Origin of the sequence: Vibrio breoganii (genome assembly GCF_001677275.1) — a bacterium.
In the GTDB taxonomy this organism is placed as follows: Bacteria; Pseudomonadota; Gammaproteobacteria; order Enterobacterales; family Vibrionaceae; genus Vibrio; species Vibrio breoganii.
Map to the genome: position 1 here is coordinate 1,113,080 of NZ_CP016177.1, position 16,039 is coordinate 1,129,118.

Annotated in this window: 17 protein-coding genes; 8 read left to right on the forward strand and 9 right to left on the reverse strand. The window is 45.0% G+C overall.

Going from position 1 to position 16,039, the window contains the following annotated elements:
• Positions 1 to 42: 42 nt before the first annotated feature.
• Positions 43 to 732, reverse strand: coding sequence for a pseudouridine synthase (locus tag A6E01_RS05165; RefSeq protein WP_065209727.1), 690 nt, complete (start codon positions 730 to 732; stop codon positions 43 to 45).
• A gap of 303 nt (positions 733 to 1,035) precedes the next feature.
• On the opposite strand from A6E01_RS05165, the gene A6E01_RS05170 reads away from it, so the two are divergent.
• Complete coding sequence (locus tag A6E01_RS05170; protein ID WP_065209728.1) at positions 1,036 to 3,264, forward strand: NADP-dependent isocitrate dehydrogenase; 2,229 nt, start codon at positions 1,036 to 1,038, stop codon at positions 3,262 to 3,264.
• A gap of 73 nt (positions 3,265 to 3,337) precedes the next feature.
• On the opposite strand, the gene A6E01_RS05175 is transcribed toward A6E01_RS05170, so the two are convergent.
• Positions 3,338 to 4,762, reverse strand: a complete 1,425-nt coding sequence (locus A6E01_RS05175; protein WP_065209729.1) for a basic amino acid/polyamine antiporter — start codon at positions 4,760 to 4,762, stop codon at positions 3,338 to 3,340.
• A 306-nt stretch (positions 4,763 to 5,068) separates the two neighbouring features.
• Between A6E01_RS05175 and A6E01_RS05180 the strand changes: the two genes are divergently transcribed.
• Positions 5,069 to 5,359, forward strand: coding sequence for a putative quinol monooxygenase (locus A6E01_RS05180; RefSeq protein ID WP_017030347.1), 291 nt, complete (start codon positions 5,069 to 5,071; stop codon positions 5,357 to 5,359).
• A 93-nt stretch (positions 5,360 to 5,452) separates the two neighbouring features.
• Entirely contained in the window at positions 5,453 to 6,235 is a 783-nt protein-coding gene (locus A6E01_RS05185; protein ID WP_017030346.1) for an esterase/lipase family protein, read from the forward strand.
• A 115-nt stretch (positions 6,236 to 6,350) separates the two neighbouring features.
• Here the strand turns inward: A6E01_RS05185 and A6E01_RS05190 are convergent, their stop codons facing one another.
• Positions 6,351 to 7,007, reverse strand: coding sequence for an NAD(P)H-dependent oxidoreductase (locus A6E01_RS05190; RefSeq protein WP_017030345.1), 657 nt, complete (start codon positions 7,005 to 7,007; stop codon positions 6,351 to 6,353).
• 305 nt (positions 7,008 to 7,312) lie between these two features.
• Between A6E01_RS05190 and A6E01_RS05195 the strand changes: the two genes are divergently transcribed.
• The gene (locus A6E01_RS05195) at positions 7,313 to 7,543 is read left to right on the forward strand and encodes a glutaredoxin family protein (RefSeq protein ID WP_017030344.1); all 231 of its coding nucleotides are present in this window, start codon (positions 7,313 to 7,315) and stop codon (positions 7,541 to 7,543) included.
• Positions 7,544 to 7,601: 58 nt separating this feature from the next.
• Here the strand turns inward: A6E01_RS05195 and cspD are convergent, their stop codons facing one another.
• Positions 7,602 to 7,823: a cold shock domain-containing protein CspD gene (gene cspD, locus A6E01_RS05200; protein ID WP_017030343.1), complete on the reverse strand. Its 222-nt coding sequence runs from the start codon at positions 7,821 to 7,823 to the stop codon at positions 7,602 to 7,604.
• Positions 7,824 to 8,266: 443 nt separating this feature from the next.
• On the opposite strand from cspD, the gene clpS reads away from it, so the two are divergent.
• Both clpS and clpA read left to right on the forward strand, forming a co-directional pair.
• Entirely contained in the window at positions 8,267 to 8,587 is a 321-nt protein-coding gene (gene clpS, locus A6E01_RS05205) for an ATP-dependent Clp protease adapter ClpS (RefSeq protein ID WP_017030856.1), read from the forward strand.
• Between the two features lie 57 nt (positions 8,588 to 8,644).
• Positions 8,645 to 10,909, forward strand: coding sequence for an ATP-dependent Clp protease ATP-binding subunit ClpA (gene clpA / locus A6E01_RS05210; protein WP_065209730.1), 2,265 nt, complete (start codon positions 8,645 to 8,647; stop codon positions 10,907 to 10,909).
• 143 nt (positions 10,910 to 11,052) lie between these two features.
• On the opposite strand, the gene infA is transcribed toward clpA, so the two are convergent.
• The 3 genes from infA to aat all read right to left on the reverse strand — a co-directional run bounded on the left by infA (position 11,053) and on the right by aat (position 12,792).
• Positions 11,053 to 11,271, reverse strand: coding sequence for a translation initiation factor IF-1 (gene infA, locus A6E01_RS05215; RefSeq protein ID WP_001040192.1), 219 nt, complete (start codon positions 11,269 to 11,271; stop codon positions 11,053 to 11,055).
• 71 nt (positions 11,272 to 11,342) lie between these two features.
• Entirely contained in the window at positions 11,343 to 12,041 is a 699-nt protein-coding gene (locus A6E01_RS05220) for an arginyltransferase (protein WP_017030340.1), read from the reverse strand.
• A 43-nt stretch (positions 12,042 to 12,084) separates the two neighbouring features.
• Positions 12,085 to 12,792 (reverse strand): leucyl/phenylalanyl-tRNA--protein transferase, encoded by a 708-nt coding sequence (gene aat / locus A6E01_RS05225; protein WP_065209731.1) that lies wholly within the window; start codon positions 12,790 to 12,792, stop codon positions 12,085 to 12,087.
• Between the two features lie 6 nt (positions 12,793 to 12,798).
• Between aat and A6E01_RS05230 the strand changes: the two genes are divergently transcribed.
• Together A6E01_RS05230 and aroA are read left to right on the forward strand one after the other, a co-directional pair.
• Positions 12,799 to 13,254: an outer membrane lipoprotein gene (locus tag A6E01_RS05230; protein WP_017030338.1), complete on the forward strand. Its 456-nt coding sequence runs from the start codon at positions 12,799 to 12,801 to the stop codon at positions 13,252 to 13,254.
• Between the two features lie 119 nt (positions 13,255 to 13,373).
• A complete protein-coding gene (gene aroA, locus A6E01_RS05235; protein WP_017030337.1) occupies positions 13,374 to 14,657 on the forward strand; it encodes a 3-phosphoshikimate 1-carboxyvinyltransferase in 1,284 nt (427 codons plus the stop codon).
• An 84-nt stretch (positions 14,658 to 14,741) separates the two neighbouring features.
• On the opposite strand, the gene A6E01_RS05240 is transcribed toward aroA, so the two are convergent.
• Together A6E01_RS05240 and A6E01_RS05245 are read right to left on the reverse strand one after the other, a co-directional pair.
• Positions 14,742 to 15,545 (reverse strand): glucosaminidase domain-containing protein, encoded by an 804-nt coding sequence (locus tag A6E01_RS05240; protein ID WP_065209732.1) that lies wholly within the window; start codon positions 15,543 to 15,545, stop codon positions 14,742 to 14,744.
• 172 nt (positions 15,546 to 15,717) lie between these two features.
• A complete protein-coding gene (locus tag A6E01_RS05245; RefSeq protein ID WP_017030335.1) occupies positions 15,718 to 15,963 on the reverse strand; it encodes a YciN family protein in 246 nt (81 codons plus the stop codon).
• Positions 15,964 to 16,039: the final 76 nt, after the last annotated feature.

Sequence of the window (16,039 nt, forward strand, 5' to 3'; positions counted from 1 at the left end):
AGCTTCAAGCTGTCAGCTGTCAGATTAAACAGAGCCTAGAACCTAGGTCCTAGGGTCGGCTTCTTTCCATTCACCGTTTGGTAAATCGCCTAGGCTGTATTTACCTATGGAATAGCGGATTAATCGCAGAGTGGGGTAGCCGATGTTGGCGGTCATGCGGCGCACTTGTCGATTGCGACCTTCTATAATGGTAATCGCAAGCCAAGTGGTTGGAATGGCCGCGCGAAAGCGCACTGGAGGGTTTCTATCCCATACCTCAGGCTCTGGCATGATTTCTACCTGTGCGGGTAGTGTCATGCCGTCTTTTAGCTCTACACCATTGCGCAGCTTATCCAAATCTTGCTCTGATGGCGCGCCTTCTACTTGTACCCAATAGGTCTTTGGGGATTTTGAATCAGGTTGAGTCAATTTAGCCTGTAAAATACCGTCATTGGTCAGCAGTAATAATCCTTCACTATCTCTATCGAGTCTTCCTGCAGCATACACGTCCTTTACCTTGATGAAGTCGGCAAGAGTTTGCCTGCCGTCACCATCAGTAAACTGGCTTAATACATCAAAAGGTTTGTTGAACAGCAGTACTTTTCGCTCTTCGGCAGAAACACGTTTAACCGTGCGTACAGGCTTTCTTCGATTGGAAGAGCTAGAGCGCTTTTGGCTGAACTTGTTACTGGGCTTCGAAGATGTTTCAGAAGTTCGAGACTTATTTTGAGGTCGGCGGTTGCCGCTAGACATGTTAACTACCTTGCATTTTTGTAAACAAACTGTATGAGTTCATTCTCACGAAACAACATTTGCTTTATGATACGCGCAGCAAACGGGTTAGGCTAATCATAACACGATTGCTAACAGAGCCGATTATTTGATAGGTTAAACAGTATCGCCTTGTATGACTTAAGGCGTTTTAGGCTATTTAAAGCCAAGAATTGATAAAACCCAAGACACAACATCACGATCGCACGATGCGAACGCTATAAAATCGACTAACACGAGAGCTGAATACAGCCAGTGAACAAAAATTAAAGATAGGGAAATTTCATGTCTGCACAAAAGCCCACCATTATTTACACCATTACCGATGAAGCTCCAGCGCTGGCAACATACTCATTTTTGCCAATGGTACAAGCATTCACTGCATCGTCTGATATTGCAGTTGAAACTCGCGACATCTCATTAGCGGGTCGTATCATCGCTAACTTCGCTGAGTACTTGAAGCCAGAGCAACGTATTGGTGACGCATTATCAGAGTTAGGTGATTTGGCGAAAACGCCAGAAGCGAACATTATTAAACTGCCAAACATCTCAGCGTCTATCCCGCAACTTAAAGCAGCAATCAAAGAGCTACAAGCAAAGGGCTTTGATCTTCCTGATTACCCAGAAGAAGCAAAAACTGACGAAGAGAAAGCCATACAATCTATCTATGACAAGATCAAGGGTAGTGCGGTAAACCCAGTATTGCGTGAGGGTAACTCAGATCGCCGTGCTCCTGCTTCAGTAAAGAACTACGCGAAGAAGAACCCACATTCAATGGGTGCTTGGTCTAAAGATTCTCAATCACACGTAGCAAGCATGGACGGCAACGATTTCTTCGGTAGCGAAAAATCGGTCACCATCGATGGTGCGACAGAGGTTCGTATTGAACTGCGTGGTGATGACGGCAGCGTTAACACATTAAAATCAGCCTTCGCACTGCAAGACAAAGAAATCATTGATACTTCTGTGTTGAACAAGAATGCGTTGGTGTCTTTCTTTGAGAAAGAAATTGAATCGGCAAAAGAGCAAGATGTACTGCTTTCTCTGCATATGAAAGCGACTATGATGAAGGTATCAGACCCAGTTATCTTCGGTCATGCAGTTAAGGTTTACTACAAAGACGTATTCGAAAAATACGGGTCTCTATTTGACGAGCTGGGTGTTGATGTAAACAACGGTCTTGGCGATGTTTACGCTAAGATTGAGTCTTTACCTGAAGCGCAGAAACAAGAAATTATTGCCGCGGTTAATGCGGTTTATGAAACGCGCCCAGAGCTTGCAATGGTAGATTCAGACCGTGGCATTACTAACCTTCATGTCCCATCAGACGTTATCGTTGATGCTTCTATGCCTGCAATGATCCGTACCTCTGGTCAAATGTGGGGTCCAGATGGTAAGCCAAAAGATGCGAAGGCGATGATTCCTGATCGTTGCTACGCAGGCGTTTACCAAGCAGTGATTGATTTTTGTAAGCAGCACGGTGCATTTGATCCGACCACTATGGGTAGTGTGCCAAACGTAGGTTTGATGGCGCAAAAAGCGGAAGAGTACGGTTCTCACGACAAGACATTCATCTTAGCTCAGTCGGGTAAAGTCTGTGTTGTTGATGCGAACGAGAAGGTGCTTCTTGAGCAATCGGTTGAAGAAGGCGACATCTTCCGCATGTGTCAGGTAAAAGACGCGCCAATCCAAGATTGGGTGAAGCTGGCGGTTAACCGTTCACGTCTTTCTGGTACTCCAGCGGTATTCTGGTTAGATTCAAATCGTGCACACGATGCAGAGCTTATCAAGAAGGTAGAAGCGTACCTGCCTGAACACAATACTGACGGTTTAGACCTTCGCGTATTGTCTCCAGTAGAAGCGACCTTGTTCACTCTAGAGCGCATCGCTAAGGGTGAAGATACCATCTCTGTAACGGGTAACGTACTGCGTGATTACCTCACTGATTTGTTCCCGATTCTAGAGCTAGGTACTTCAGCTAAGATGCTGTCTATCGTACCTCTAATGAACGGTGGTGGCTTGTTTGAAACAGGTGCTGGTGGCTCTGCTCCTAAGCACGTTCAGCAGGTAGAAAAAGAAAACCACCTACGTTGGGATTCTTTAGGTGAGTTCCTAGCACTGGCTGCATCTCTTGAGCACCTAAGTGAAGTGACAGGCAACGAAAAGGCCCGTGTACTTGCAGAAACGCTTGATGTAGCAACAGGTAAGTTCCTTGACGAGAACAAATCTCCTTCACGTCGCGTGGGTGAACTTGATAACCGTGGCAGTCACTACTTCCTTGCTCGCTACTGGGCAGAAGCATTGGCAAGTCAAAACAAGAATGCTGATTTGGCAGCGCAATTTGCTGCGGTAGCTACATCTCTGGCGTCTAATGAAGAGAGTATTGTTGGCGAGCTTAACAGTGCGCAAGGCGTTGCAGGAGTGTTAGGTGGTTACTACTCACCAGTAGATGCGATTGCCTCTGAGCTAATGCGCCCAAGCGCTACGCTAAATCAGATTATCGACAACGTATAATCCAATATAAAGAGTAAAGCCCGAGCTAAGTGATTAGCTCGGGCTTTTTTATGCGTAGAGATTGGTTTAACGGCTATGCGTGAAGATAACCAGTGAACATCAGATAAACAGAAAGTGCAGCCAACGCTATCAGTGCTCGCTCTATCCAAGTATCTACTACTGAATACACTTTCTCGCCGGCCTTTATGCGTGAGGCGTGCGTGTATCGGAAGAACGGAATACCTATGGTGTACAAAATAGTCGCCATCAACTGATATTCAAGTCCTGCCGCGGTAATTAGCCAAGCGCAAAACAACGCTGCGCTTGTGGCTAACGCTATGTGCCCGTAATTACGCTTTTCTAAACCAAGAGACTTAGGATCTAGCGAGATCTTAAGAAGGAAAAGACAGCTAAGTAGGTAGCAAGGTAGAACCATTACCGATGCGATGTTAATCGCTGCTAGATAGACGTTCTCAAACATCACGACCAGTAAGACACACAGCTGCATGAACAATGTGGAGACATTCAATGCATTGATTGGCGCCTCATTTTTATTGGTGCGACTGAAGAAGCGCGGGAACTCACCCACTTTACCTGCTTCATAGGGCACTTCAGCCACCAACATGGTCCAGGCCACAAGGGCACCGAACACTGAAACCAGCACACAGATGTTGACTAGTACACGTCCGTATGGGCCGATTGCGGCTTCTAACAGAGACGCTGCTGACGGGTTTGCCAATTGTGACAACTCTTGCTGAGGCAAGATGCCAAAGGCCAATATAGAGATCAGGCTGTACATGCTGATAGCGACTAAAAAGCCAATAAGGGTTGCTTTACCGACATCCGACTTCTTTTTCGCCCTGCCAGATAACACCACAGCGCCTTCAATGCCCACAAAGCACCAAAGGGTCACCATCATAGTGCTCTGGATTTGAGTGACCACAGAGCCAAGTTGCTGTTCTTCTCCCCATACATCCAGGGATAAGTTTGCAGGCTCAAAGCTGTACATAATGATGGCAATAATAATGATCAAGCCAATCAGCTTACCTACCGTTGAGATAAGGTTGATAAAAGATGAACTGGCGGTGCCTCGCAGTGCTATGGCGTTCATGCCCCAGAGTAATGCTGAGCACAGGAATACGGTTTCTATGCCGTGTTGTAGCAGTACAGGGAAGAATAAGCCTAAAGAGTCATTGATCATAACCGCAAGGGCGACGTTACCCATACAGGTCATTAACCAATAGCCCCAAGCGGAGTGGAAGCCGATGTATTCGCCAAAGCCGGCTTTCGCGTATGAGAAAATGCCGGAATTTAGGTTAGGTCGTTGTTCGGCAAGTACTCTAAAGGTTTGCACCAATAGAAGCATGCCGATACCTGTGACCAACCAAGCTAGGGATACTGCACCGATGGAGGCTTGTTCAGCCATATTTTGCGGAATACTGAAGATACCGCTACCGATCATTGAGCCAAATACGATGGCGATTAAGCCAACTAAGCCTACGGAATTCTTATTACTCATTGCGTGCTCTAAACTGCTTCAGTGGTCATCAAAAAAGTGCGATGACCAAAATTATGTGAAGTAAACTGATGAGTTGAGTGTTATTTGACCGCCGCTCATCACAAGGGGGAGGGATTATACTGATTGGTATGCTGAATAAGTAGAGTTAATCGTAACGAGAGATTAAAACTATAATTCCATGGATGATCGATGTTCTTTAAGTGAAATAAGGCAGATACTTAGCATTGAGTTTTCGCAGTCTTATTATTGTGCCGATCACTCATTGGAAGACACATTTTTTTACAAAATAGAATCAGGGACTTAAGAATGACAAAGCTAACCATAGTAGCCAATATTGTTGCCAAACAAGACAAAATTGAGCTGGTGAAATCGGAGTTGCAGAACCTTATCGATACAACGCGCGCTGAAGAAGGGTGTGTGAACTACGACCTACATCAAGACAATGATAATCCAGCACATTTTCTGTTCTTTGAGAATTGGGAAACACGCGACCTATGGCGCAAGCATATGGAAAACGATCATCTAGCGGCTTATATTGCGGCAACAGAAGGAGCGGTAGAGTCTTTCGTTGTGCATGAAATGACGCAGGTAGGCTAGCTTGTATGTCGGTTTGATTTTGCACAAAATTGGGTGAGTGTTTGATTCCTGTTTGATATTCTAGTGATAGAAGAAATAGGAGTCATTGAGTCTATGAGAAAGAGCCTGATCACAGTAGTTTTTGGTGTATTAGTTACGGGTTGTAGCCAATCTGAAGCCCCCAAAGAGATCAGCGATTATAACTCCCACAAGAACCAGCAGGTGATCATCGTTCACGGCCTTGCTCGCAGTGCATCTTCAATGGAGGAGATGTCGGAAAGAGTAGAGGAGCATGGCTATCAAGTTTGCGTGGTGGATTACCCAACTGTGGGTAGAGAGCTAGACTACACACTACGTAAAAGCGGTCTGCAGATAGATGAGTGCGTTTATCAGTTTGATCGCGAGCTGTCTCAGGCTAGTGGTAGTAAAATACACTTTGTTGGGCACTCTCTAGGTGGGTTGGTTATTCGAGATTACCTTGCCAAAAAGCCAGCAATGACGTACTCCCAACATCTAGGTGAGGTAGTGTTTTTAGGCACCCCAAATCATGGCAGCGACGTGGCGGATTTTTTCTCTAGTCTTTGGCTGCTGCCACTTGCGGGTGGCACGGCTGCCTCATTAACCACAGATCCGCAAAGCTTGCCTAATTCATTGCCGCAGCCCAATTATCCGTTTGGAGTAATCGCAGGGACTGATACCTACCCGGTTTTAAGGCATGTGTTCGAGAATTCGAACGATGGCCTAGTGTCGGTTGAGTCAGCGCAATTAGAGGGTATGCAAGACTTTATAGCGGTGGACATCAAACACGACAGCTTGAGAAGTGACCCTATGGTGACCGACCTTGTTCTTAACTACCTAAGCAATCGGCGCTTTGCGGTAACAGAACCAGCGCAATAAGTGGTTTTACTCATTAGAATGAATAACGGCTGACTCATGATATTGAGTCAGCCGTTTTCGTGTTTGGAGTTAGGCCTCGCTACTAAATAGCTACTCAAAAGGTACTAAAGAGCGACTAAAGGACCTTGACGACTTTATCTAGGTCTAGGCGAGACTTAGGAAGATTGGCATTGTAATCTTCTTCTTTATGGTGATAACCAATGGCGAGAGCGACATTACATACGTAGCCATCCAACTCTTCAGCAAAGATGTCACCAATCAGTTCACTGTCCACCCCTTCCATAGTTGTCGAGTCGATCCCTAGCCTTGCAAGAACGTGTAGAGCGTTACCTAGAGCCAGATAGGTTTGCGACTTGGTCCATGTCGAGGTATCACCATTTTCGTCGGTATTGAGCTCAACAAAGGCAAATGCGCCAAACGCCGAATCGCGTTGCTCTTTCGGGGTTCGACCATCTTCAATACCCTTATCCACGACCTTAGCGTAGTCTTCTTTCGTGTAACGCGGGTTGTGAGCAAATAAGATCACGTGAGAAGCGGACTTCACATGAGGTTGGTTAAATTGGTGTTTTATGGCAAACGTATCGTGCATGCGTTGCTTGGCTTCGTCGCTTTCAATGACGATAAATTTCCAAGGCTGTGAGTTAATGGATGACGCGGATAGGCGAAGCGCTTCGTAGATCACGTTTAAATCTTGTTGAGGAATACGCTTAGATGCATCGTAGCGTTTTGCTGTGTAGCGATTTTCTAGGTCAGTGATGATTGGATGAGCCATGGCTGAGTCCTTTAATAGTTGGGTGAGGTAGCAAGTGAGCGCGACCAAATAAACTGTGAGTGCTTTGAATAAATCTAGACTATTTGATCGTGCGCCGTGAATAAACCGCAGTTCATGCAAATTACTTTCAAATACTATTCAATAATTCTAATAGTATTGTGAATCCATTTATAGATAGCAGTTATCCTAACTAATTGAATATTATGAATATGCTGTATTTGATCACAAAAAGCGGGTATGTCAGATATTTGCGATTCTAGCGGTGATCTCGCATAATCGGCACAAATATCATCTGGGTTTAACGCATGAAAAGATTAGTTTTGTATGTAAAGGATAAGTGCCCGCATTGCAAAGATGCTCAGCGCTATCTTGATTCTAAGGGTTATAAATACCGCTTAACCAACGCCAAAATGCAAAGAGGTCGAAAGGAACTAGACGCTATCGGAGCTCGGTCTTTACCTGTACTGAAGATAGGTGACCAAATCATGATTGGTTGGGATCCGAAGAATTTCGAGCGAATGTATAGTAGTAATTAAGCTTGCTGCAAAAACGAAAAAAGAGGCCCTAGAGCCTCTTTTTACTTATACGGTAACGCTATTTTGCTGCATCGCTTTCTATTGGTACCACAGCGCTAGCATGGGAGCCCTTAGGCCCATCTTCGACTTCGTAGTTGACAGTTTGACCCGCTTTTAATGTCCTATAACCATCCATCTGGATAGTTGAATAGTGAGCGAATACATCGCCTTCTTCTCCTTCTGGGCAAATAAACCCAAACCCTTTGGCGTTGTTAAACCATTTAACTGTACCTGTTGCCATGCTTTACATCCTTATGCATTTATTACTTGTTGTGCGCTGTGTCGCAATAGTCTGAATGATCAAATTACTTCAGTTAAACCAACATCATCAGCCTACTTTGTTTGAATAGAAAATCTCAAATGATGATTTTCTAATCAGACAATAGAATAATGTAGACGAAGAATCATCATCGTCAATACATTTCGTTCGATTATTTAACAGAATAATAACGATTGCTTTGCGATTAAACAACGCGGATCACTCAATATGTGGTGCAAGGTCAAGGTATGAGCAACATGTTGCAATAAACAGCGGGTTTCGAGGCGAAAGTAGGCTAAAAAACGCTCGTCCGATACTGATAGCAATCTTTTATTTGCAGGGATACAATTGCTCTATTAGTCTCTAAAGTAGCTGGAAAAAATTCTGCTACAAGAGTGATTGTTTTTTCTACTAAAGACGTAAAAATGAGTAAATTTTTTGAATGGGTGACTCCAGACTCAGACTTGCTGGAGAAAGAAAAAACCGAGGTAAAACCACCACCTATGTATCACGTTATTCTTAATAACGATGATTACACCCCTATGGATTTCGTTATTGAGATCCTTGAGCGCTTCTTTGGTATGGATGCCGACAAAGCGACTCAGACCATGCTTCAGGTGCATTACCAGGGGAAAGCACGTTGTGGAACGTACACAGCTGAAGTTGCAGAAACAAAGGTTGCACAGGTTACTATGTATTCTGAACAGCAAGAGCATCCTTTGTTGTGCACCATGGAAAGAGCATAACCACATCGCTGTCGAACAGGACTAAGTGGTTGTATTTGAAGTTTTGGGGAGGCCTGTATGCTTAACAAGGAATTAGAAACGAGTTTGAATGGCGCTTTTTCTCAAGCGCGAGATAAACGGCACGAGTTTATGACGGTAGAGCATTTGCTGTTGGCGCTCCTGGACAACCAATCCGCTCAAGAAGCTCTCAAGGCTTGCGGAGCAAACATTGACACAATTCGTCAAGAGCTTGATACCTTTATTGAGCAAACCACGCCATTAATCGCCGTTGATGATGCGACGCGAGAGACTCAGCCAACCTTGAGCTTCCAGCGAGTACTGCAACGCGCGGTTTTCCATGTGCAATCTTCTGGTCGTAATGAAGTGTCTGGTGCAAACGTGCTGGTCGCTATCTTTAGCGAGCAAGAGTCTCACGCTGCCTACCTTCTGAAAAAGAATGATGTGAGTCGATTAGACATCGTTAATTTCATCTCTCACGGCATCACGAAAACACAAAAAGATGAGCCATCTGAACTGTTTGGCAGTGCAGAGACCACAGAAGAAGTCGCGCAAGAAGATCAGTTAGAGAATTTTGCCACCAACCTGAATATCGTGGCTCGCAATGGCAATATCGATCCGCTTATTGGTCGTGACCAAGAGCTGGAGCGCACTATTCAAGTATTGTGTCGTCGTCGTAAGAACAACCCTCTACTTGTCGGTGAAGCAGGGGTGGGTAAAACCGCAATTGCTGAAGGCCTAGCGTGGAGAATTGTTGAGGGCGACGTGCCAGAAGTTATTGCCAACTCGGTTATTTACTCTCTGGATATTGGTTCACTGCTTGCAGGCACCAAATACCGTGGTGATTTTGAGAAGCGCTTTAAGAATATCCTCAAACAACTTGAGAAAGAAGATGACGCTATTCTGTTCATTGATGAGATTCATACCATCATTGGTGCAGGCGCAGCATCGGGTGGACAAGTTGATGCCGCTAACTTGATCAAACCGCTGTTAAGCAGTGGTAAGTTGCGTTGTATTGGTTCTACGACCTATCAAGAGTACAGCACTATCTTTGAAAAAGAGCGCGCGCTGTCTCGCCGTTTCCAGAAGATTGATGTGGTTGAGCCTTCTCTCGATGACACCACTAAGATCCTTATGGGTCTTAAATCGAAATACGAAGAGCACCATGAAGTTCGTTACACCAACAAAGCCCTTCGTGCTGCGGTAGAGCTTTCTGCCAAATACATTAACGAGCGCCATTTGCCTGATAAAGCCATTGACGTGATTGATGAAGCGGGTGCGAAGAGCCGCTTAGTACCTAGCAGTCGTCGTAAGAAGACGGTAGGGGTGGGCGATATCGAAGCTATGGTGGCTAAGATGGCGCGCATTCCAGAGAAGTCGGTCTCTTCTTCAGATAAAGACATTCTTCAGAATCTAGATAAGAAAATGAAGATGTTGGTGTTTGGACAAGATGAGGCTATCGATGTACTGAGCGAGTCTATCAAGTTGTCTCGTGCTGGTTTAGGCGCAGAGAACAAGCCTGTGGGTTCTTTCTTGTTTGCAGGCCCTACTGGGGTGGGTAAAACAGAGGTGACAGCACAGCTTGCTAAACTGATGGGTATTGAACTGCTTCGCTTTGATATGTCTGAGTATGGTGAGCGTCACTCTATCAGCCGTTTGATTGGTGCACCTCCAGGTTACGTTGGATATGACCAAGGTGGTTTGTTAACGGATGCCGTTATCAAGCAGCCTCACTCTGTGGTTCTTCTTGATGAGATTGAGAAAGCACACCCAGATATCTTCAACTTGCTTCTGCAAGTGATGGACAACGGTACGCTAACGGACAATAACGGCCGTAAAGCTGACTTCCGTAACATCATCTTAGTCATGACTACTAACGCGGGTGTGGTGGAAACTGAGAAGCAATCGATAGGCCTGATCCAACAAGATCACGCACCTGATGCGATGGCTATTATTAAGCGTGTATTTACTCCAGAGTTCCGTAACCGCTTAGACAACATCATCTGGTTCAATAGCCTAGATGAAGAAGTTATCCACCAAGTTGTCGATAAGTTCATTGTTGAGCTTCAGGCGCAGCTTGATACGCGTGGTGTATCTCTTGAGGTTGCCGATAGCGCTCGTAAATGGCTAGCTGTGAAAGGCTACGATAAGTCGATGGGTGCAAGACCAATGTCTCGAGCCATTCAAGAGAACCTGAAGAAACCATTGGCTAATGAGCTGTTATTTGGCGTGCTGGTGAATGGCGGTACTGTGACCGTTGATCTTAAGAATGACGAGTTGCAATTCCACTATGCGAATACAGAGGAAGAAGCGGTTCATCATTAATAGTTTCATTATTAATGGGTAGAACGTTGGGTTCTGAAGGAGCCCAACCCTAAGCTCACTGAGATTGGATAGGACTATTAATCTTCAGCCAACAAAAAACGGAGCCTAAGGCTCCGTTTTTTTATGCATAGTTAATAGAGATATTAACGAGCACGGAAGACGATGCGGCCTTTACTTAGGTCGTATGGAGTCATCTCTACAGTCACTTTATCGCCAGTTAGGATACGGATGTAGTTTTTGCGCATCTTACCAGAGATATGTGCAGTCACAACGTGACCGTTTTCTAGTTCTACACGGAACATAGTGTTTGGCAGAGTGTCCAGGACAGTGCCTTGCATCTCAATTACGTCTTCTTTAGCCATTTAATCCTCGAATCAGAATAAGGGTAATCTTGGTAACTCAATTTAGTTACCTATTCACATTGGGCGATATTCTACCCTTGCCACCGGTGATTTACTAGCTTTTGATGCGAATCAAATCGGACTTTGTAGTTCATGGCTGGGCATTCATCAATTTGATAGCCCAGATAGAGCCACTTTTTACCTTGTGAACGGGTGTATTTGATTTGATAGAGCACTGACAAGGTTCCCAATGATATAGGGTGCTCAGGGTCGTAAAAGGTATAAAAAGCACTATTTGCACTGCTCACTTGATCTGTGACCGCGACAGAGACTAGTTGCTCTTGATAATAAATTTGCAAAAAGGTGGTTGGAATCGTATTTGAGCGAATAAATTTGGCAAAGTCATCGCGTTTTGGAGGGTACATACTGCCCTCAAAGTGCCGAGCTTCGATATATTTCTCGTAAACGTCAAACCAATCTGGGTTAATTTGCGTGGTCACTTCCCAGGTATATTGCTTGCCTTTGTTAAGCAAACGCTTTTGGCTTTTTGATGGTTTGCAGTGCTCAACGTCTATTCGAATGGCGATACACTTACTGCACCCTTCACAATGGGGGCGATAAATCGTGTCTCCACTGCGCCTAAACCCATTTGCTAACAACAACTCATAGCCTTGCAAGCTTTGCAGTTCACTATCCAGAGCAATCGCGACACGCTCTTGCTTGTCCTTCAAATAGCTGCATTGATGGCTTTGGGTGAAACCCACTCGAATTTGTTGTAACTCTGGATTCATTTACGGATAGATTCCTTTTTGGTGTTAGCTGACGAGATAAACGTTATGAAGTGAACAGTTGCTGACTGTCGTAGCAACCTGCATTCATCGGCGCATCTCTACTCTCTAAAAGATAGTCTTGAAAGGTGGTTCTTGGTATCTCAATTGCGCCTAAAGAGGCCAAATGTGGGTTCATGATCTGACAGTCAATCAGTTTCCCACCATGGCTGATGAAGTGTTTGCAAAAATACCACAACGCTACCTTTGACGCGTTGGGCTTAACACTGACCATAGACTCTCCGCAAAATACCTGACCCACAGAGACGCCGTACAGGCCGCCTATGAGCTCATTACCATCCCATACTTCTACTGAGTGGCACGAACCTGCTCGAGCGAAGGCTTTATAAGCCGCAAGCATTTGCTCTGTTATCCACGTTTCTTCATCAGGGCGGGTGTCAGCACACAACTGAATAAGGGCTTCTGTGGCGTGATTTAGAGTCACTGTATAAGCGTGCTTTCGTTGAAACTTGATTAAACTTTTTGCAGGCTTGAAAGTCTCAGGTATAAATACCGCTCTTGGCGATGGACTCCACCATAAAATGGGTTCACCATAGCTATACCAAGGAAATATCCCTTGCCTATAGGCGCTTTGTAGTCTGCTTACAGAGAGATCCCCCCCAAATGCCAACAGCCCATTAGGTTCAGCCAATGCTAAACTTGGGTCAGGGAACTGGGTATTACTGAGACTGAGTTCTGGAAGATATAAGGTCATTATAAAATGAGAGTACTGATTACATTTTTGCTACTGTTTCCATTATTAGCACAAGCGGCTTATCAAAGAAATACAGCGCGTCCAGTTAATGAGGTGGTTTATGGTCAAGTGGATACCGTTCGCTATATTTCTCAGCAACAAATAGTGGAGTCCGAGGCTAAGGGATGGCAAACCTTATTGGGCGCTGTCGTTGGTGGCGTGATTGGTAATCAATTTGGTGGGGGTACAGGCAAGGAAGTAGCAACCGCGATTGGTGCAGTGGCGGGGGCGGGGGTTGTACAACATTATGGTAATCAGCAGTACCGAGTTGAGCACAAGCTAGTGGAGATACTGATCAAAACCGATGACAATCGATTGATTGATGTAATTCAGGATATCGATAGAAACATGCTTTTCTCTGCCGGCGATACCGTTCGTATCCTTTATTTTGATAATGGTGTGCGAGTAGATTTGCATCAATAAAACAAAATTCTCAGATTTAGTGCCAATTGAGTCTGTTTTTCTTTGCGCAATTTCGATAGTCTGAAATTATCTTCAATATCACGACTTAGCATCAAATTGCTTTCAAGGAAAAGACGTCAATGGAAAGCTTAACCCTACAACCTATCTCTAAGGTCAGCGGCCAAGTTAACTTGCCGGGCTCTAAGAGCGTATCCAACCGTGCACTACTGCTTGCAGCCCTTGCAAATGGCACTACTCGTTTAACTAACCTTCTCGACAGTGACGATATTCGTCATATGCTGAATGCCCTTGAGCAACTAGGCGTAAAATACAGCCTATCTCAAGATAAAACAGTCTGTGAAGTTGAAGGTCTGGGTGGTGTATTCAATGCGCCTAAAGCACTAGAACTGTTTCTAGGCAATGCGGGTACGGCAATGCGCCCATTGGCTGCGGCACTTTGTGCTAGCCAAGGTGAATTCGTACTGACGGGTGAGCCGCGTATGAAAGAGCGCCCAATCGGTCACTTGGTTGATGCTCTGCGTGAGGCTGGTGCTGAGGTGACGTATCTTGAAAACGATGGCTTCCCACCGCTTAAGATCCAAGGCACAGGGCTAACCTCTGGTGAGGTATCTATTGACGGCTCTATTTCTAGCCAGTTCCTAACAGCATTTTTAATGACTGCACCTTTAGCTGATGGTGATATCACTATCAATATTGAAGGCGACCTAGTGTCTAAGCCTTACATTGATATTACTTTACATATCATGCAACAGTTCGGTGTTAGCGTTGAAAACTACGATTATCAAAAATTCATCGTACGCTCTGGTCAAAGCTATGTAGCACCAGGGGATTTCTTAGTAGAAGGCGATGCATCGTCCGCATCATACTTCTTAGCAGCCGCTGCCGTTGGCGGTGGTGAAATCAAGGTGACAGGCATTGGCAAAGACAGTATCCAAGGCGATATTCAATTTGCAGATGCACTGCAGGCTATGGGCGCTGAAATCGAATGGGGCAGTGATTACATCATTGCTCGTAAAGGCGAATTGAAAGCCGTTGATATGGACTTCAACCATATACCAGATGCAGCAATGACCATTGCAACAGCAGCGCTGTTTGCAGAGGGCACCACAGCCATTCGCAACGTGTACAACTGGCGTGTAAAAGAAACAGACCGTTTAGCGGCAATGGCCACTGAACTTCGTAAAGTGGGTGCGACGGTTGAAGAGGGTGAAGACTACATTATTATCACTCCACCACAGCAGTTGATTCATGCAGCCATTGATACCTATGACGATCACCGTATGGCGATGTGTTTCTCGCTAGTGGCATTGAGCGATACACCTGTGACGATCAACGACCCGAAGTGTACGTCAAAAACCTTCCCTGACTACTTTGATAAGCTCCAAGGTCTAGTGGTCGCTTAGGTTGACAGAAAATTCCCTCGAAAGAAAACGAGTAGAATAAAAAAACGGGCTCCCATTGGGAGCCCGTTTTTTATGTAACCAGCCTTAGTTGGCTGGTGGCACCTGCTCAAGGAGTGCCTTGTTGTGACGTAACATCGTCAGAATATCATGGATGTAGTCATCAGAGCGCTCAGAATAGCTGCCTAGCCCATGAATCAGCTGTTCAGCGGTTGGCGTCTTATGTTGTGCGCGAATATTCGCACGGAGCTCTCTAAAGCTGCTGTAGGCTTGGTTGGTGTTTAGGTTATCGACGTAGGCGGATACTGAGTCACCAACGGAGTCGAACTTAGCCACTTCGTGGGTCATACCTTCTTTACGTTGGTTTGGCACAACGCCACAGCCTTGGGTAAAGCACCACTGACCAAAGAAGTTATTGGCTTCTTTTGCAAAACGGGAGGTTCCCCAACCACTTTCATTAGCAGCTTGGATCAAAACCAGTTGTTCTGGAATCACGTCTACATGAACAAGTAGCGCATCGACTTCATTTAGGCTGAATTCTTTCACTTCGATGCGATACTGACTGGCAATTTGAGTCAATGTGTTCTGCTCTGCTTCAGACAATACTTGGCCACCAACTAACTCGCTTTGTAGCGTCACTAACGTTTGGCGTTGCTGCTGAACAAAGGCATTTTTCTTTTCAATGTACGGCTTAATGAAGGCAAAAAATGCACTTTTCTTCTGATTTACGTCGCTGATTGCGGCAAAATCGGGTACCGATACTTTTTCAAATTGTAGAGAATTTTGGTTATTACCCATACCTAGATGGTAATAGGTGGAAGCCATCAAAATGATAGCCATGCTACCAATAATAATTGCGCCATTTGTTGGTATAAATCTGCGTAAACTCACCGTAATTCCTTGTCTCAATCGATTGAAAAATGTGAAGTGGGTCATTATATGTGAGAGCGAAGCGCTTGGATACAGGCGCAACATTATGTTGCGTGTTTTATATGGCACATGGTGGAAAGGCGTCGATATAGAGGCAATAAAAAGAGGCCCTTAGAGGAGCCCTTTTTAATAATTAACGAACTGTAAATTCTTTTGAAAGGTGGTGCGCTAAGTATTTGAACATGTTGAAAACAGCGGTAGTGTTAGGGGTTGGCAAACCGTTGCCATCAAGGAAGTATTCACCCTTGAATATCAATACTTCATCCTTTTCAACAACCGAGGTCGCGCGCATTCCCTCTATATAGTCGTCGTGTTCTTGGATGATGTTATTTGCAATCATCAGCAACTCAAGTTCTGAGATAGGCTTCTTATCACTCATCTTGTTACCTATAGTTCAATTAAATTCTGGCGCTAAGTGTACCGCTAATAACAGGCAAAACAAAAGCAGATTCATG